Origin of the sequence: Streptomyces sp. S063, assembly GCF_002832675.1 — a bacterium.
Lineage (GTDB): Bacteria > Actinomycetota > Actinomycetes > Streptomycetales > Streptomycetaceae > Streptomyces > Streptomyces sindenensis.
In genome coordinates this window covers 1,474,675-1,492,437 of sequence record NZ_CP021707.1, presented here as the reverse complement: position 1 = coordinate 1,492,437, position 17,763 = coordinate 1,474,675, and the positions used below count along the sequence as shown (strand labels likewise).

Annotated in this window: 11 protein-coding genes and 1 pseudogene; 7 read left to right on the top strand and 5 right to left on the bottom strand. The window is 72.2% G+C overall.

The genetic code is table 11. The features are described 5' to 3' along the window. Positions 1–58: 58 nt before the first annotated feature. Entirely contained in the window at positions 59–2,347 is a 2,289-nt protein-coding gene (locus CCZ36_RS06665) for an FdhF/YdeP family oxidoreductase (protein WP_128817202.1), read from the bottom strand. A gap of 133 nt (positions 2,348–2,480) precedes the next feature. On the opposite strand from CCZ36_RS06665, the gene polA reads away from it, so the two are divergent. After that, complete coding sequence (polA, locus tag CCZ36_RS06660; RefSeq protein WP_069739752.1) at positions 2,481–5,192, top strand: DNA polymerase I; 2,712 nt, start codon at positions 2,481–2,483, stop codon at positions 5,190–5,192. A 61-nt stretch (positions 5,193–5,253) separates the two neighbouring features. On the opposite strand, the gene CCZ36_RS06655 is transcribed toward polA, so the two are convergent. After that, positions 5,254–6,123, bottom strand: a complete 870-nt coding sequence (locus CCZ36_RS06655; RefSeq protein WP_128817201.1) for a DUF4184 family protein — start codon at positions 6,121–6,123, stop codon at positions 5,254–5,256. A gap of 199 nt (positions 6,124–6,322) precedes the next feature. Between CCZ36_RS06655 and CCZ36_RS06650 the strand changes: the two genes are divergently transcribed. Together CCZ36_RS06650 and CCZ36_RS06645 are read left to right on the top strand one after the other, a co-directional pair. Beyond that, positions 6,323–8,098: a lytic transglycosylase domain-containing protein gene (locus CCZ36_RS06650; protein ID WP_128817200.1), complete on the top strand. Its 1,776-nt coding sequence runs from the start codon at positions 6,323–6,325 to the stop codon at positions 8,096–8,098. Positions 8,099–8,311: 213 nt separating this feature from the next. Continuing rightward, complete coding sequence (locus CCZ36_RS06645) at positions 8,312–8,950, top strand: porin PorA family protein (RefSeq protein ID WP_128817199.1); 639 nt, start codon at positions 8,312–8,314, stop codon at positions 8,948–8,950. Here the strand turns inward: CCZ36_RS06645 and hrpB are convergent. Together hrpB and CCZ36_RS06635 are read right to left on the bottom strand one after the other, a co-directional pair. Continuing rightward, positions 8,937–11,493 (bottom strand): annotated as a pseudogene (gene hrpB / locus CCZ36_RS06640) (ATP-dependent helicase HrpB). The gene CCZ36_RS06645 and the pseudogene hrpB sit on opposite strands and share 14 nt — an antisense overlap. Positions 11,494–11,531: 38 nt before the next feature. Continuing rightward, a complete protein-coding gene (locus CCZ36_RS06635; RefSeq protein WP_069740327.1) occupies positions 11,532–12,380 on the bottom strand; it encodes a class I SAM-dependent methyltransferase in 849 nt (282 codons plus the stop codon). Between the two features lie 412 nt (positions 12,381–12,792). Between CCZ36_RS06635 and rpsA the strand changes: the two genes are divergently transcribed. Next, entirely contained in the window at positions 12,793–14,307 is a 1,515-nt protein-coding gene (rpsA, locus tag CCZ36_RS06630) for a 30S ribosomal protein S1 (RefSeq protein WP_006123726.1), read from the top strand. Between the two features lie 106 nt (positions 14,308–14,413). Here the strand turns inward: rpsA and CCZ36_RS06625 are convergent, their stop codons facing one another. Beyond that, a complete protein-coding gene (locus CCZ36_RS06625; protein ID WP_128817198.1) occupies positions 14,414–15,370 on the bottom strand; it encodes a right-handed parallel beta-helix repeat-containing protein in 957 nt (318 codons plus the stop codon). A 276-nt stretch (positions 15,371–15,646) separates the two neighbouring features. Here CCZ36_RS06625 and CCZ36_RS06620 point away from each other — a divergent pair, with 276 nt between their 5' ends. The 3 genes from CCZ36_RS06620 to CCZ36_RS06610 all read left to right on the top strand — a co-directional run bounded on the left by CCZ36_RS06620 (position 15,647) and on the right by CCZ36_RS06610 (position 17,730). After that, positions 15,647–16,585 (top strand): PAC2 family protein, encoded by a 939-nt coding sequence (locus tag CCZ36_RS06620; protein WP_079134204.1) that lies wholly within the window; start codon positions 15,647–15,649, stop codon positions 16,583–16,585. Between the two features lie 31 nt (positions 16,586–16,616). Then, positions 16,617–17,219: a dephospho-CoA kinase gene (coaE, locus tag CCZ36_RS06615; protein ID WP_069740325.1), complete on the top strand. Its 603-nt coding sequence runs from the start codon at positions 16,617–16,619 to the stop codon at positions 17,217–17,219. 118 nt (positions 17,220–17,337) lie between these two features. Beyond that, positions 17,338–17,730, top strand: a complete 393-nt coding sequence (locus CCZ36_RS06610) for a tetratricopeptide repeat protein (RefSeq protein ID WP_069740324.1) — start codon at positions 17,338–17,340, stop codon at positions 17,728–17,730. Positions 17,731–17,763 lie beyond the last annotated feature (33 nt).

The window sequence follows — 17,763 nt, the reverse complement described above, 5'->3', positions numbered from 1 at the left end:
TTGCTGTCTGCACTGTTCTTATCAGACGGCTGAGCGCACGCTTAGGGGGTGGCGGTTCTCAGTCGCTGCCGGGGGGGGGTTCCTCGAAGCGGACGACGACGGACTTGCTGGCCGGGGTGTTGCTGGTGTCGGCCGTGGAGTCGAGGGGGACCAGGACGTTGGTCTCCGGGTAGTAGGCGGCGGCGCAGCCCCGGGCGGTGGGGTAGTGGACGATGCGGAAGCCTTCCGCGCGGCGTTCCACGCCGTCCTTCCACTCGCTGACGAGGTCGGTGTACGCGCCGTCGGTGAGGCCGAGGGCGGTGGCGTCCTCGGGGTTGACCATGACGATGCGGCGGCCGCCCCTGATGCCCCGGTAGCGGTCGTCGAGGCCGTAGATGGTGGTGTTGTACTGGTCGTGGGAGCGCAGGGTCTGCAACAGGAGCCTGCCGTCGGGAAGTTCGGGGTATTCCACGGGGGCGGCGGTGAAGTTGGCGCGGCCGGTGGCGGTGGGGAAGCGGCGCTCGTCGCGGGGGGCGTGCGGGAGGGAGAAGCCGCCGGGGTGGGCGGCGATGCGGATGTTGAAGTCCTGGAAGCCGGGGACCACGCGGGAGATGCGGTCGCGGATGGTGGCGTAGTCCCGCTCGAAGGTCTCCCACGGGGTACGGGAGCCGGCGCCGAGGACCGCGCGGGCGAGGCGGGCGACGATGGCCGGCTCGGAGAGCAGGTGGGGGCTCGCGGGGGTGAGGTTGCCGCGGGAGGCGTGGACCAGGCCCATGGAGTCCTCGACGGTGACGAACTGCTTGCCGCCCGCCTGTACGTCCTTGTCGGTGCGGCCCAGCGTCGGCAGGATCAGGGCGCGGGTCCCGGTGACGGCGTGGGAGCGGTTGAGCTTGGTCGAGACGTGCACGGTGAGGCGGGCGCGCCGCATCGCGGCCTCGGTGACGGTGGTGTCGGGGGTGGCCGCGACGAAGTTGCCGCCCATCGCGAAGAAGACCTTCGCCTCGCCGTCGCGGAGCGCCTGGATGGAGCGCACCACGTCCATGCCGTGGTGGCGCGGCGAGGTGATGCCGAACTCCTTGTCGAGGGCGTCGAGGAAGGCCGGTGCGGGCCGTTCGAAGATGCCCATGGTGCGGTCGCCCTGGACGTTGGAGTGGCCGCGCACCGGGCAGACCCCGGCACCGGGGCGGCCGATGTTTCCGCGCAGCAGAAGGAAGTTGACGACTTCGCGGATGGTGGGCACGGAGTGCTTGTGCTGGGTGAGGCCCATGGCCCAGCAGACGATGGTGCGCTTCGAGGCGAGGACGAGGGTGAGGGCCTGCTCGATCTCGGCGCGGGTGAGTCCGGTGGCCCTCAGCGTCTCGTCCCAGTCGGCCGCTTCGGCGGCCTTGGTGAACTCCTCGTAGCCGTGGGTGTGTTCGCTGACGAACGCGGTGTCGACGGCTCCCTCGGTGGCGAGGATCAGCTTGTTGAGGAGGCGGAAGAGGGCCTGGTCGCCGCCGATGCGGATCTGGAGGAAGAGGTCGTTGAGCGGGGTGCCCTTGATCATGCCGTGCGGGGTCTGGGGGTTCTTGAACCGCTCCAGGCCCGCCTCGGGCAGCGGGTTCACCGAGATGATCTTCGCTCCGGACTGCTTGGCCTTCTCCAGGGCGGAGAGCATCCGGGGGTGGTTGGTGCCGGGGTTCTGGCCGGCGACGATGATCAGGTCGGCCTGGTGGAGGTCCTCCAGCGAGACGCTGCCCTTGCCGACGCCGATGGTCTCGGTGAGCGCCGAGCCGGACGACTCGTGGCACATGTTGGAGCAGTCCGGCAGGTTGTTGGTGCCGAACTCGCGGGCGAAGAGCTGGAGGAGGAACGCCGCCTCGTTGCTGGTGCGGCCCGACGTGTAGAAGAGGGCCTCGTCGGGGGAGCCGAGCGCGGTCAGCTCCTCGGCGATGATCGCGAACGCCCGGTCCCAGGTGATCGCCTCGTAGCGGTCGGCGCCCTCGGGGAGGTACACCGGGTGGGTGATCCTGCCCTGCTGGCCCAGCCAGTAGCCGCTGCGCTCCGCGAGGTCGGCGACCGGGTGCGCGGCGAAGAAGTCGGGGGTGACGCGGCGCAGGGTCGCCTCTTCGGCCACCGCCTTGGCGCCGTTCTCGCAGAACTCGGCGGTGTGCCGCTTGTCGCCCTCGGGCCAGGCGCAGCCGGGGCAGTCGAAGCCGTCCTTCTGGTTGACCTTGAGGAGGGTCTGCGCCGTGCGGCGCACCCCCATCTGCTGCCTCGCGATGCGCAGGGAGTGGGCGACGGCGGGCAGCCCGGCGGCGGCGTGCGGGGCCGCTTCGACCTGCGGGGCGTCCTGGACCGGGTCACCGGTCGGCGGCTTGGTGGCCATGATGCTGCTCCCCTTCGAGCGCTCGTCCACGTGGCGACGTACTCATGTTCATGTCCTCGCCATCGATCCTGTCACGGCCCCGCGGAAGTCGTGCCGGTCCGGATTGTCAGTGGTCCGTGGCAGGATCGGGGGCGTGGCTGAGACGGCATCGAAGAAGACGGCAGACAACCGACCGCGCCTGCTCCTCATGGACGGGCACTCCCTGGCGTACCGGGCGTTCTTCGCCCTGCCCGCGGAGAATTTCACGACGGCGGTGGGGCAGCCGACGAACGCCGTGTACGGCTTCATGTCGATGCTGGCGAACACCCTGCGTGACGAGGCGCCCACGCACTTCGCGGTCGCGTTCGACGTGTCCCGCAAGACCTGGCGGGCGCAGGAGTTCCCGGAGTACAAGGCGAACCGTTCCAAGACCCCCGACGAGTTCAAGGGGCAGGTCGAGCTGATCGGCGAGCTGCTGGACGCGATGCACGCGGACCGGTTCGCGGTGGACGGGTTCGAGGCGGACGACGTCATCGCGACGCTGGCGACCCAGGCCGAGGCGGCCGGGTTCGAGGTGCTGATCGTCACCGGCGACCGGGACTCCTTCCAGCTGATCACGGACAATGTGACCGTGCTGTACCCGACCAAGGGGGTCTCCGAGCTGACCCGGTTCACCCCGGAGAAGGTCGTCGAGAAGTACGGGCTCACCCCGCAGCAGTATCCGGACTTCGCCGCGCTGCGCGGCGACCCGTCGGACAACCTCCCGGGCATCCCCGGCGTCGGAGAGAAGACGGCCGCGAAGTGGATCAACCAGTTCGGTTCGTTCGCCGAGCTCGTCGAGCGGGCCGAGGAGGTCAAGGGCAAGGCCGGGCAGAATTTCCGCGACCACCTGGACGCGGTGAAGATGAACCGCGTGCTGACCGAGATGGTCCGGGACGTGGAGCTCCCGAAGACCCCGGCCGAGCTGGAGCGCGCCCCCTACGACCGCACGGCGGTCACCGGCGTCCTGGACATACTGGAGATCCGCAACCCGAGCCTGCGCGAGCGCCTCCTCGCCGTCGACCCGGGGGCGGCCGAGGCCGAGCCGCCCGCGCCCGCCGCCGGGATCGAGCTGGACGGGGCCGTGCTCGGCTCCGGCGAGGTCGCCCCCTGGCTGGAGGCGCACGGCGCGCGGCCGCTCGGCGTCATGACCGTCGACACCTGGTCGCTGGGGGCCGGCACGGTCACCGAGATCGCGCTCGCCGCCGCCGACGGGGCCGCCGCCTGGCTGGACCCGACGCAGCTGGACGAGGCCGACGGGCGGGCGTTCGCCGCCTGGGCCGCGGACCCGGCGCGCCCCAAGGTCCTGCACAACGCGAAGAACGTCATGCGGGTCTTCCCCGAGATGGGCTGGCAGCTCGAAGGCGTCACCATGGACACCGCGCTCGCCGCGTATCTGGTGAAGCCGGGCCGCCGCTCCTTCGCCCTGGACGCGCTGGCCGTGGAGTATCTGGGCCGCGAGCTGGCCCCGGCCGCCGCCGCCGACGGGCAGCTGGCCTTCGGCGCGGACGACCGGGCCGAGCAGGACGCGCTGATGGCCCAGGCCCGCGCCGTGCTCGACCTGGGCGACGCGTTCACCACCCGGCTGAAGGAGGTCGGCGCGGCGGAGCTGCTGCACGACATGGAGCTGCCGACCTCGATCCTCCTGGCCCGCCTGGAGCGGCACGGCATCGCCGCGGACCGGGCCCATCTGGAGTCCATGGAGCAGCAGTTCGCCGGGACCGTGCAGCAGGCGGTGAAGGAGGCGCACGCGGCGGTGGGCCGCGAGTTCAACCTCGGATCGCCCAAGCAGCTCCAGGAGATCCTCTTCAACGAGCTGGGTCTGCCGAAGACGAAGAAGACCAAGACGGGATACACCACGGACGCGGACGCGCTGGCCTGGCTGGCCGCGCAGACCGAGCACGAGCTGCCGGTCCTGATGCTGCGCCACCGCGAGCAGGCCAAGCTGCGGGTCACCGTCGAGGGTCTGATCAAGACGATCGCCGCCGACGGCCGGATCCACACCACGTTCAACCAGACGGTCGCGGCGACAGGCCGGCTCTCCTCCACCGACCCGAACCTGCAGAACATCCCCGTCCGCACCGACGAGGGCCGGGCGATCCGCCGGGGCTTCGTCGTCGGCGAGGGCTTCGAGACGCTGATGACGGCGGACTACAGCCAGATCGAGCTGCGCGTGATGGCGCACCTCTCCGAGGACGCCGGTCTCATCGAGGCGTTCACCTCCGGCGAGGACCTGCACACCACGGTCGCCTCGCAGGTCTTCGGCGTCGGGAAGGACGCGGTCGACGCGGAGATGCGCCGCAAGATCAAGGCCATGTCCTACGGCCTGGCCTACGGTCTCTCCGCCTTCGGCCTCTCCCAGCAGCTGAACATCGACCCGGCCGAGGCCCGGGTGCTGATGGACACCTACTTCGAGCGGTTCGGCGGGGTACGGGACTATCTCCACCGGGTCGTCGAGGAGGCCAGGGCCACCGGCTACACCGAGACGATCCTCGGTCGCCGCCGCTATCTCCCCGACCTCAACAGCGACAACCGCCAGCGTCGTGAGGCAGCCGAGCGCATGGCGCTCAACGCCCCGATCCAGGGCACTGCCGCGGACATCGTGAAGGTCGCGATGCTGCGCGTGGACAAGGCGCTGACCGAGGCCGGGCTGACCTCCCGGATGCTGCTCCAGGTCCACGACGAAATCGTCCTGGAGATCGCGAAGGGCGAGCGGAAGCGGGTGGAGGAGATCCTGCGCCACGAGATGGCCCACGCCGTCGAGCTGCGCGCCCCGCTCGACGTCTCCGTCGGCGTCGGCAAGGACTGGGAGTCCGCCGCGCACTGAGCCACGGACAGAGGGGCGGGCCCGGAACCATGGTTCCGGGCCCGCCCCGTCAGCCGCGCCGCTACCCCCGGCCGGCCGGCGCCTGTGTCCGGGGCTCCTCCGCTACGGACACGGGTCGGCCACGTTCCCGCGTCCCCCGCCGCAGCAGCATCCACACCCCGTACAGCAGCAGTCCGGCCGCCAGCCCCGCGCCCGCCCCGAAGCAGGCCGTCGGGATGATGTCGAGCGGGCTCTCCACCCGGCCGAAGTGCGCGTACCAGCGGGCGCACCGGTGGACGACACCGGCCAGTACGCACACGGCCAGCAGACCGAGCGCCCCCCACCGCTCGCGGCGGCCGAGCACCGGCACCTCCACGGGCGCCGGGAGGCCCGCGGTCCGCCGCAGCCCGGTGGCGACGAACCAGCCGATGACCACGAGGGCCAGCGCCGAACTGCCGTACTGCACGAACTGGAACACCGGGAAGCCGCCGACGCTCCGGTTCAGGAACGGCAGCAGCTCCGTGCCCCACCGGCTGTGATGGGTGAACGCGTCCCACACCACATGCGTGGCCGCGCCCAGCGCCCCCGAGGCGGCGAACCACAGCCAGGCGGACGGACCGAACGAGGCCCGCGTCCACCGCCGCCCCCGGACGAAGGCGTGCACGCGGCCCCGTACCCGTACCGGCAGCAGCGCCACCAGCGGCTCCCGCAGCAGCGTCCACACCGCGACCAGCACGGCGGCGATGACCACGTTCACCGTGACGATCCCGGCGAACGTGTGCGTGAACGCCCCGAACTCCATGGCCCCGGGGACCACCGTGTCCGCGAAGTAGGTGATGTCGGGCGCGAACGAACCGGCGACCAGAGCCGAGGGGAAGAGCGGCCACCGGGCGGTCCCGTTCCGGCGGATCGCCGGGAGAACGGCGGCGGCATGACTGAGCGTGAACGGCATGGCGGCAAGTATGCGGGACCGCCGGGGCACCCTTCCGGGGCCCGCCGGACAACGTGCGCCACAACGTGCGCAGGCGAACGTGAAAAAACAGTAAGAAGCGGTCAGCCCTCGGTGCCTGGGCGACACAAGGTGCCGTAGGGTCGCTGGAGTCGTAGCGCTGGGGAGCGCGAGCAGCCTTCGAGGGGAGGGACCGGAACGTATGGCAGCGCACATGCGCCGACGTCTGCGCAAGGGAGCCACGACCACCGCGGTGGCGGCGGCCGCCGTGGCGGCCCTCGCGGCCTCACAGGCGCCCGCGGCGACCCTGGCCGACGGATCCGCGGGCAGCGGCGACCCGACGGCGGCGGGCGAGGACACCGCGAGCGGCGAGACCGACGGCGCCGCCACCGGCAACTCGCCCTACTACACGGACCTTCCGCCCCTGGTCACACCCGACCGGCCCGGTTCGTCCAGCGGCCTTCCGGCGGCCGGCAGCGCGGAAGCGGGCATTCCCGCCTCGATCCTGGCCGCGTACAAGCAGGCCGAGCGGACCGTCGCGACCACCGACCCCTCCTGCCGACTGCCCTGGCAACTCCTCGCCGCGATCGGCAAGGTCGAATCCGGCCAGGCCCGTGGCGGCCGCGTCGACGCCAACGGCACCACCACCTCCCCGATCCTCGGCCCGGCCCTCAACGGCCAGGGCTTCGCGCTGATCAAGGACACCGACGGCGGGGCGTACGACGGCGACTCGGTCCACGACCGCGCGGTCGGCCCGATGCAGTTCATCCCTTCGACCTGGGCCTCCTGGGGCCAGGACGCCAACGGCGACGGCCGCAAGGACCCCAACAACATCTACGACGCGGCGCTCGCCGCCGGCCGCTACCTCTGCGCCAACGACCGCGATCTGGCCCTCGCAGCCGACCTGGACAAGGCCGTGCTGAGCTACAACCGGTCGACGGAGTACCTGCGCACGGTCCGCTCCTGGTACTCCTACTACCAGCGCGGTACGCACGAGATCCCCGACGGCACCGGCACGCTCCCCTCCACGCCGAGCACCCCCTCCCCGAGCCCGCGTCCGGGCACCGGCTCCGTCCCCAGTGCCACCCCGAGTCCGAAGCCCTCCCCGTCCAAGCCCGGCGGCAAGCCGAGCCCGGACCCCACGAAGCCCGGTGGCGGCGGCTCCACCAGCCCGACGCCGAAGCCGCCGACCCCGACGCCGACCCCGACCCCGACGCCGCCGTCCGAGACCTTCGGCTCCCTGGAGAACGCGGGCACCGGCCCGCTGCGCGCCACCGCGGGCCGGACGTTCGACGAGCGGGTCTCCGTCCGCGCCCGCAACGCGCTCGGCGCCCCGCTCGCCAAGGTGCCCGTCACCTTCACCGTCACCGGCGACACCGGCACCGTCTTCGCCGGCGGCAAGAGGAGCGTCACGGTACGGACCGGGGCCGACGGCACCGCCACCGCGCCGGAGCTCCAGGCCGGCGAGAAGGCCGGGGAGTTCACCGTGACCGCCGTCGCGGGCACCGGCCGGCCGCGCACCCTGACGTACGCGGCGACCGTCACCGCCCGCCAGGCCGACGCGATCGCCCGGACCGACGAGAAGGCGCTCGTCGCCGCCCCCGGTGAGAAGTTCGCGGACGCCGTCACCGTCAAGGCCACCTACAAGGACGCCGCCGCGGCCGGAGTGGCCGTCACCGCCACCATGGTCAAGGACCGCCTGGGCGTCATCGACAACGACAAGGGCCCGTACTTCAAGGACGCGGACGGCAAGCCGCTCCGCACCCTCACCGGCCTGACGACGGACGACGAGGGGCAGCTCCGGCTCCCGGAGATCTTCGCCGACGACAACGAGGGCACGTTCCTCCTGCGCCTCACCACCGAGGGCGGCGCCTCGATCGTCGTCGAACTCACCGTCGAGGCCGCGGAGGAGACAGCTCCGGAAGAGCCGGCCGAGACCCCCGATGCGACGGAGACCCCCGCGGCCACCAAGCCCTGACCCCCGGCTCTCCCCGCAGCGCGACGCACAGCCCCTCGGCCACCCGGCCGAGGGGCTGCCGCTCTGTTCTCATCTCGCGCCCCGGTTGCTACGGTGTCCCACCCCTGACGGCCCATCAGTTCGCCGTCGCCGGACCACCGCCCGGGAGGCCGAGCATGCGTGCCCTCGTCGCCGCCGCCATCGGACGGGCCGCCGCCCTCGCGCTCGTGCACCATGCGCCGCCGAGCCGGTCTCGTCCTCCTGGCCTTCGCCGTGTTCTTCGCCGCCCTGTCACCGCTGCTGCGCTGGTGCGCCTTCCCCCGTCTGGCCAAGGTCCCGCCTAGCCAGTACCAGGAAGTCGTCCAGGGCATCGAGTTCAAGTGGCCCTTCCTGACCGAGAAACGGGACTACGAGTACGTCGACGCCCAGACCCGCACCACCGCCCCCATCCACTACAGGGGCACCCGCGCCTTCCGGGGCCTGGAGGTCTACCACTTCGAGCAGACCATCCCGTGGAGCGAGGTCGCCATGCCGAAGAGGATGCCCATCGAGGGCATCACCGCCGAACAGATCGCGCGGACCGGTATGACCCGCTGGTACCGTCAACGGCGAGGGATCCACCGCGAAGAGCTGCGCGACGCCGAGAAGATGGGCATGTCCGAGGACACCGGCACCGCGTTCTCCGGCCATGTGAAGATGCGTGAGGACTACGTCGCCGACACCGTCGACCTGGTGAAGTCCCAGCGCGTCCTGGTCCTCCTCCTCACCTCGTACCTGCCCTGGGGCTTCCTGGGCCTCGGCACCGGACTGGCCGCGCCGGCCCTGTGGCTGGAGGTCCGCTCGCGGCGGCCGCGGAGCGCTACGAACGCTTGAGCCGCGCCGTGGTGTACCGCGTCGCCGGTACGGTCGCGGGGTCCTCCGGCCATGGATGCTTCGGGTAGCGGCCGCGCAGCTCCGCCCGCACCGCCCGGTAGCCCTCCCGCCAGAACGACGCCAGGTCGGCGGTGACGGCCGCGGGGCGCCCGGCGGGGGAGAGCAGATGCACCAGGACCGGCACCCCGGCCACCCGGGGCGTCTCGGCCAGCCCGAACAACTCCTGGAGCTTCACCGCCAGTACGGGCTGCTCGCCGTCGTACTCCACCCGGATCCGGGACCCGCTCGGCACCTCGATCCGCTCCGGCGCCAGCTCATCCAGCCGGGCCGCCTCACCCGTCGCCCACGGCAGCAGCCGCCGCAACGCCTGGCCCGCGTCGATCCGGCCCAGATCGGAGCGCCGGCGGGCCCGCGACAGCTCGGGCTCCAGCCACGCGTCCGGGGCCGCCAGCAACGCCCCGTCCGACACATCCGGCCACGGCGCCCCCAGCACCCGGTGCAGGAACGCCAGGCGCGACCGCAGCTGCTCGGTCTCCCGGCTCCAGCGCAGCAGCCCGAGCCCCTCGAGCCGCAACCCCTCCACCAGGGCCCCGCGCACCAGCTCCGGATCGGGCTGCTTCAACGGCCGTACCGCCAGTTCCACCGCCCCAGCCGGTCCACCGACCGGGCCACCACCTCGCCGTCCACCCAGCGGACCTCCTCGCCCCGCACCCGCAGATGCCCGGCGGCCGCCAGCGCGGTGTCCTCGTCGAGCACCGCCGCCAGCCGCACCCGGGCCGACGCCGCGTGGGCGGGCCGGTCCGCGACCGCCACGGCCAGCCAGGGCGAGCGGCGCAGCGGCGACCCCTCCCGCAGCTCCGCGCCCGTGCCCGACGCCATCAGGAACGCCCCGTCGCCCCGGGCCCGCGCCACCCGCTCGGGGAACGCCAGAGCGGCGACGAGCCCGATGACGGCGTCGTCGGAGCGCCCCTCGCCGGAGCCGGAGCCGGAGCCGGAGCCCGCCCCCTCCACCTGGCCCGACAGCCGCCGCACCTCCTGCTTCCACCGTCCCGCGTACCCGTCCTGGCCCCGGCGGGCCGTCCGCAGCGCCGCCGCCAGATCGTCCCCGTACTCCCTCGGCGGCTCCTCGCTCAGCAGCGCCACCACCTCCGCGGCCCGCCGCGCCCCGGCCTCCCGGGCTCCGTCCAGCAGCGCCCGCGCCAGCCGCGGGTGCAGCCCGAGCCGGGACATCCGTACGCCGCGCCCGGTGACCCGGCCGCCGCCGTCCACCGCGCCGATCGCGCCCAGCACCTCCCGGGCCGCGCCCATCGCCCCGGCCGGCGGCGGGTCCAGCAGGGCGAGCGAGGAGGCGTCCGGATCGCCCCAGCACGCCGCCTGGAGCGCGAACGCCGCGAGGTCGGCCACCTTGATCTCCGGGGCCGGGAAGCGCGCGAGCCCCCCGTCCTCGGCCTGGTCCCAGCACCGGTACACCGTCCCCGGGGCCTCCCGGCCCGCCCGCCCGGCGCGCTGCCGCCCGGCCGCCTGGGAGGCGCGTACGGTCGTCAGCGCGCTCAGCCCCGGGCATGGTCGGTACGGGGCTCCCGGGCGAGCCCCGAGTCGACGACGACCCGGACGCCGGGCACCGTGAGCGACGACTCCGCCACCGAGGTCGCCAGCACCACCCGCCGTACGCCGGACGACCCGGCCAGCGCCGCGTCCTGCACGGCGGCCGGAGCCCGCCCGTGCACCTGGAGCACCTCCGCGTCCACCCCGGCGAGCTGCCCCGCCACCCGGCCGATCTCGCCGACGCCGGGCAGGAAACAGAGCACGTCCCCCTCCCGCTCCGCCAGCGCCCGCCGCACGGTCGCCGCCACATGCGTCAGCAGCGCCGGATCGACCCTTCCCCAAGCTCTCGGCTGCGCTCGACCAGGGGAGGCCCCACCCCCGTGCGGAGGCTTCACCGGCCGCGGGGGCGGCGCCCAGAGGACCTCCACCGGGTACGAGACGCCCTCGGCCTCGATCACCGGGGCGTCGCCCAGCAGCCGCGCCCAGCCCTCCGCGTCCGTCGTCGCGGACGCCGCCACCAGCCGCAGATCGGGCCGGATCGTCTCCCGCACGTCCAGGAGGAAGGCCGCCACCGTGTCCGCGTCCAGGTGCCGCTCGTGGCACTCGTCGATGATCACCGCATCGACCCCGGACAGCTCCTGGTCGCGCTGGAGCCGCTGGAGCAGCACCCCGGTGGTCACGACCTCCACCACCGTCCCCCGCCCCACCACGCGCTCACCGCGCACCGTGAAGCCGACCCGTTCGCCCGGCCGCTCGCCCAGCAGCCAGGCCATCCGCCGCGCGGCTGCCCGCGCGGCGATCCGGCGCGGCTCGGCGACCAGGACCCGGCGCACCGGGCCCTCCCCGGTCAGCCCGGCCAGGGCCAGCGGGACAAGCGTGGTCTTGCCGGTTCCGGGCGGGGCGCACAGCACGGCGACGCCCCGGTCGTCGAGCGCGTGCCGGAGGGCGGGCACGGCGGTGCGGACGGGCAGGCGGTCCAGGGCTTCGGTGCGGATCACGGTCCCAGTGTCGTACGCGGTCGTCCCTCGGAGAGACGTCAGTCCCGCTCGCACACGAAGATCGCCGTTCCCGGGATCAGGTTGCCCCGCAGCGGGGACCAGCCGCCCCACTCCCGGTGGTTCCAGGCGGGCCATTCCGGTTCGATCAGGTCGACCAGCCGGAAGCCGCCCGCCACCACGTCACGGACCCGGTCACCGAGCGTGCGGTGGTGTTCCACATAGACGGCGTCACCGGCCTCGTCCTGCTCGACGTAGGGGACGCGGTCGAAGTAGGAGGCGGCGACGGAGAGCCCTTCGGGCCCGGGCTCGTCCGGGAACGCCCAGCGGATCGGGTGCGTCACGGAGAACACCCAGCGCCCGCCGGGCCGCAGTACCCGGTGGACCTCGCGGAAGACCCGCACGGGGTCGGCGACGAACGGCACCGCCCCGTACGCCGAGCAGGCCAGGTCGAAGGAGCCGTCCCGGAACGGCAGCCGGCCCGCGTCCGCCTCCACCAGGGGCAGGCCCTCGCCGATGCGCAGGGCGTGCTGGAGCTGGCGGTGGGAGAGGTCCAGCGCCACCGGGCGGGCGCCCTGGGCGGCGAGCCAGCGCGAGCACTGGGCGGCCCCGGCCCCGACCTCCAGGATGTCGAGGCCCTTGAGGGAGGCCGCGGGCCCCAGGAGACCCGCCTCGGCCTCGTCGAGCCCTTCCGGGCCCCAGACGAAGCGGTCGTCGCCCAGGAAGCCGCCGTGGTCGCTCTGGTACTCGTCGGCATTGCGGTCCCACCAGCCCCGGCTGGCCCGGCTGCTCTCGGCCTCGTCCGCCGCACGGCGCGTGGCCTCCGGCTCCGGAGACTCTGCGGGTTCTCCGGGTTCGGAGGAGTAGGTCCCGTGGATCTCTTGGCTCATCGTGCCCGTCGTTGTAGTTTGCCTTCACCCGCCGCGTGCGGTCCGTACCAGGGGGCGTACCCCCCGGGACGTGCGGACGCATCTCCGTGGCGCCGTGCCGTGGTGTTCTCGGGCCGATGTGGCCTCGGAGAACATGAGTTGCGCCGGGAATGGGGCGATGTGCCCCGGGTGTGCGCCTTCGCGCATTGACCCTGTCCGGCTGCCCCCGTATGCTACAAGTTGCGCTGCGAGCCTGCGCGCCTCAGACCTAGCAGGCCGCGCTCGCGTCTGTTGCATGTCCCCTCGGTTGTCGAGGCGTCTCTCCGGAAACGGATTGCGCGCTTTCCAGGCTGTCCGGCTTCTGCAGAGGCGATACGGGCTTTCGGCGTAGCAGTACCTACGACTCTCTGTCCGTACCGGAGCCCTTTCCCACATGACGAGCAGCACCGAGACCACCGCCACCACTCCGCAGGTTGCGGTCAACGACATCGGCGACGCGGACGCGTTCCTCGCGGCGATCGACGAGACGATCAAGTACTTCAACGACGGCGACATCGTTGACGGTGTCATCGTCAAGGTTGACCGGGACGAGGTTCTCCTCGACATCGGTTACAAGACCGAAGGTGTCATCCCGAGCCGCGAGCTCTCGATCAAGCACGACGTCGACCCCAACGAGGTCGTCAAGGTCGGCGACGAGATCGAGGCCCTGGTCCTTCAGAAGGAGGACAAGGAAGGCCGCCTGATCCTCTCGAAGAAGCGCGCTCAGTACGAGCGTGCCTGGGGCACCATCGAGAAGATCAAGGAAGAGGACGGCATCGTCACCGGTACCGTCATCGAGGTCGTCAAGGGTGGTCTCATCCTCGACATCGGCCTCCGCGGCTTCCTCCCGGCGTCGCTCGTCGAGATGCGTCGTGTCCGCGACCTCCAGCCCTACGTGGGCAAGGAGCTCGAGGCGAAGATCATCGAGCTGGACAAGAACCGCAACAACGTGGTCCTGTCCCGCCGTGCCTGGCTCGAGCAGACCCAGTCCGAGGTTCGCCAGACGTTCCTCACCACCCTGCAGAAGGGTCAGGTCCGCTCCGGCGTCGTCTCCTCGATCGTCAACTTCGGTGCCTTCGTGGACCTGGGTGGCGTCGACGGTCTCGTGCACGTCTCCGAGCTGTCCTGGAAGCACATCGACCACCCCTCCGAGGTTGTCGAGGTCGGCCAGGAAGTCACCGTCGAGGTCCTCGACGTCGACATGGACCGCGAGCGCGTCTCCCTGTCGCTCAAGGCGACGCAGGAAGACCCGTGGCAGCAGTTCGCCCGTACGCACCAGATCGGTCAGGTCGTCCCGGGTAAGGTCACCAAGCTCGTTCCGTTCGGTGCGTTCGTCCGCGTCGACGAGGGCATCGAGGGTCTGGTCCACATCTCCGAGCTGGCCGAGCGCCACGTGGAGATCCCGGAGCAGGTCGTCCAGGTCAACGACGAGATCTTCGTCAAGGTCATCGACATCGACCTCGAGCGTCGTCGCATCAGCCTCTCGCTGAAGCAGGCCAACGAGTCCTTCGGTGGCGACCCGGCCTCGGTCGAGTTCGACCCGACGCTGTACGGCATGGCCGCGTCGTACGACGACCAGGGCAACTACATCTACCCCGAGGGCTTCGACCCCGAGACCAACGACTGGCTCGAGGGCTTCGAGGCGCAGCGCGAGGTCTGGGAGACCCAGTACGCCGAGGCGCAGCAGCGCTTCGAGCAGCACCAGGCCCAGGTCATCAAGTCCCGCGAGGCCGACGAGGCCGCTGCGGCCGAGGGCGCTGCCGCCCCGGCCGGCGCTGCTCCGGCCGCCTCCGGCGGCAGCGGTGGCGGCGGTTCGTACTCCTCGGAGTCGGCGGACAACTCCGGCGCCCTGGCGTCGGACGAGGCCCTCGCCGCGCTGCGCGAGAAGCTCGCGGGCGGCCAGAGCTGACGCTCTGACCCCGGCGGCTCATCGGCTGCGGTAGCTGTAGAGAGCGGTGAGTGAGGCCCGTCCCCTTCGGGGGGCGGGCCTCACTCGCGTGTGCGGGCGGCTGGGGCTACGGCGTGACGGCGATGTTGGTCAGCCCCTTGCCGCCGGTGACGGTGTTGCTCGCGTGGACGGTGGTGGGGCAACTGGAGCTGTGGTTGGTCACGTTGATGGCGAGCTGTCTGTCGCCGGTGGCCCCGGTCAGGTTCGAGGAGTTGTTCCGGAAGACGGTGCCGCAGCCCCAGCCGCTCCGCTGCGTATGGGTCTCGTAGCCGTTGTTGGTGGTGCGCGACCCCTTGTTGCCCTCGACCAGCACGTTGTTGCCCTTCACATCGACCCAGGAGTCGTCGTAGTTGGCGCCGGTCAGGCCGTGGCCGTCGAAGGTGTTGCCGATGATCCGGGCGCCGGTCGTGCCTTCCTTGATGTCGATGGACTCGCCGCCGACGTCCGGCCCGATGGTGTTGTTCAGGATCTGCGCGTTGTCGCTCCGGTCGGAGAGATCGCCGGCCGAACCGACGTACACGCCCTCGCCCATGCCGCGCCCGTTCTGCCCGGTGTCGTAGATCCGGGAGTTCTTCAGGACCCCGTCCCGGCTGGACTTGCGGAAGTGGACGCCTTCCATGTCGAGGTCGTGCACGGTCACCGAGTCGATCACGACCCCGTTCGCCGTGTCGGCCATGATGCCCTTCTGCCCGCCCTTGATCGTGACCCCGTGGACCGTCCAGTACGAGGCGCCGTTCAGGTGCAGCCCGTAGCCGCCGCCCGCGGTCAGGACCGCCCTGCTGGAGCCGGTGAGCGTGATCCGCGCGCCGGAGGTGCCGGGCCGGGTGGCCTTGAAGTTGCCGGCGTACGTGCCGTCGGCGAGCCGGATCGTGTCGCCGGGGGAGACGGTGGTGAGCGCCGACTTGAGCTGGGCCGCGGTGCTCACCTCGATGACCGCGGCGTTCGCGGGCCCGGCGCCGGCCAGGGTGAGGCCACCGACCAGAGCGGCGGCGAGCGGGACGGTGAGGGGGGAGCGGGTGCGCATGGGGGGTGCCTTCCCGTCGGAAAGATCCAGATGTTCCCGTACCTGAATGAGGGATGCGTCTCTGAACGTGTTGCCCAGTGACGGTAGGGAGGGCGGCGAGGCGCGTCAAGGTCTGGACCAGGATCGGTGGGGGCGGTGCCGGAAGCGGTGAAGCGGCTTCGCACCACCGGCAACTGACGCGCCGTGACCCTCCCCGCCGGGGAAGGACCAGGACGCGGGGAATGCTCGTGACTCCGGTCGTGTTCTTGACTAGGAACACGAGGAGGAGCGGTAACCGTGCCTGATCCGCAGAGTTTGTACGAATGGGAGCCGAAGGGCCTGGCCGTCGTCGACATGGCGTTGGCGCAGGAGTCGGCCGGCCTGGTCATGCTCTACCACTTCGACGGCTACATCGACGCGGGTGAGACCGGCGAGCAGATCGTCGACGGCCTGCTGGAGACGCTGCCGCACCAGGTCGTCGCCCGCTTCGACCACGACCGGCTCGTCGACTACCGCGCGCGGCGCCCCCTGCTCACCTTCCGGCGCGACCGCTGGGCGTCCTTCGAGGCCCCCGCCCTGGAGGTCCGGGTCGTCCAGGACGCCACCGGAGCGCCCTTCCTGCTGCTGTCGGGCCCGGAGCCGGACGTGGAGTGGGAGCGGTTCGCCGCCGCCGTCGAGCAGATCGTCGAGCGCCTCGGCGTGCGGCTCGCGGTGAACTTCCACGGCATCCCCATGGGCGTCCCGCACACCCGCCCCGTCGGCATCACCCCGCACGGCAACCGCACCGACCTGATGCCCGGCCACCGCAGCCCCTTCGACGAGGCCCAGGTGCCCGGATCCGCCGAGGCCCTCGTGGAGTACCGGCTGATGGAGGCCGGCCACGACGTCCTCGGGGTCGCCGCCCACGTCCCGCACTACGTGGCCCGCTCCGCCTACCCGGACGCGGCGCTCACCGCCCTGGAGGCGATCACCGCCGCGACCGGTCTGGTGCTGCCCGCCCTCGCGCACTCCCTGCGCACCGAGGCGCACCGCACTCAGACGGAGATCGACCGGCAGATCGGCCAGGGCGACGAGGAGCTCGTCTCCCTCGTCGAGGGCCTTGAGCACCAGTACGACGCCGTCGCCGGCTCCGAGACGCGCGGCAACCTCGTCGCCGAGCCGGTCGACCTGCCGTCCGCCGACGAGATCGGCCGGGAGTTCGAGCGGTTCCTCGCCGAGCGGGAGGGCGAGGGCTGACCGTCCGGGACCGGCCCGTAGGCTGCGGCCCATGCTGAAAGTGGGCCTGACCGGCGGCATCGGCGCCGGCAAGAGCGAAGTGTCGCGGCTGCTCGTCTCGTACGGGGCCGTCCTCATCGACTCCGACCTGATCTCCCGCGAGGTCGTCGAGCCCGGCACGCCCGGACTCGCGGCCGTCGTCGAGGAGTTCGGGCCGGGCGTCCTGACCGCCGAAGGCACCCTGGACCGCCCGGCGCTCGGTGCGCTCGTCTTCGCCGACGACGAGCGGCGGGCCGCCCTCAACGCGATCGTCCATCCCCTGGTGGGCGCCCGCGCGGCCGAACTGGAACGGGCGGCCCCCGAGGACGCCGTCGTCGTCCACGACGTCCCCCTCCTCACCGAGAACGGGCTCGCCCCCTTCTACGACCTGGTCGTCGTCGTCGACGCCTCCGCCGAGACCCAGCTCGACCGGCTGGTGGCGCTGCGCGGGATGACGGAGGCCGACGCCCGTGCCAGGATGGCCGCCCAGGCCACCCGCGAGGAGCGCCGGGCCGTCGCCGACCTGATCGTGGACAACGACGGGCCGCGGGAGGCGTTGGAGACCCGGGTCCGCGAGGTCTGGGACGAACTGGTCCGCAGGGCCGCCGCCCGCTGAGCGCGGTCGGCGCAAGCGCTCCGGCGGCACAGCGCAGCCGCGGCGGACGTTGGACACGCGCGAGGAAGCGACGAAGGACCCGCGCGAGAGGATCGCGAGGAGAGGAAGGGACGCGACCGTGCCCGAGAGGAACCCGGAGACCGACGTCATCGACTTCCGTGCGGCCGAGCAACTGCTCGACGCCCGGGACCCCCGGGGCGCCGTCAAGCTCCTCGACTCGGTGATCGCCGCCCACCCGGAGAACACCGCCGCCCGGCTGCTACGGGCCCGCGCCTTCTTCGCCGCCGCCCAACTGCGCCCCGCCGAGCTGGAATTCGAGCTGGTGCTGGAGCGCGAGCCAGACAACGCGTTCGCCCACTTCGCCCTGGCCCGCACCTTCGAACGGTCCGGCAACCCGGAGCGGGCGACCCGGCACTTCCGCCTGGCGGCGGCGCTGGACCCGAAGCCGGAGTACCTGCGGGCGGCGAGGTTCGACGAGCGGGACCGACGGGGCGACGGTCCGCATTCCTGACGGGGCGACGGCCCGAATGCCTCGTGAGCAGCC

Coding starts and splice junctions, on each gene's coding strand:
- CCZ36_RS06645 (WP_128817199.1), top strand. CDS start 8,312: ATGCGCCGCCGAGCCGGTCTCGTCCTCCTGGCCTTCGCCGTGTTCTTC.
- CCZ36_RS06650 (WP_128817200.1), top strand. CDS start 6,323: ATGGCAGCGCACATGCGCCGACGTCTGCGCAAGGGAGCCACGACCACC.
- CCZ36_RS06655 (WP_128817201.1), bottom strand. CDS start 6,123: ATGCCGTTCACGCTCAGTCATGCCGCCGCCGTTCTCCCGGCGATCCGC.
- CCZ36_RS06625 (WP_128817198.1), bottom strand. CDS start 15,370: ATGCGCACCCGCTCCCCCCTCACCGTCCCGCTCGCCGCCGCTCTGGTC.
- rpsA (WP_006123726.1), top strand. CDS start 12,793: ATGACGAGCAGCACCGAGACCACCGCCACCACTCCGCAGGTTGCGGTC.
- CCZ36_RS06635 (WP_069740327.1), bottom strand. CDS start 12,380: ATGAGCCAAGAGATCCACGGGACCTACTCCTCCGAACCCGGAGAACCC.
- coaE (WP_069740325.1), top strand. CDS start 16,617: ATGCTGAAAGTGGGCCTGACCGGCGGCATCGGCGCCGGCAAGAGCGAA.
- CCZ36_RS06665 (WP_128817202.1), bottom strand. CDS start 2,347: ATGGCCACCAAGCCGCCGACCGGTGACCCGGTCCAGGACGCCCCGCAG.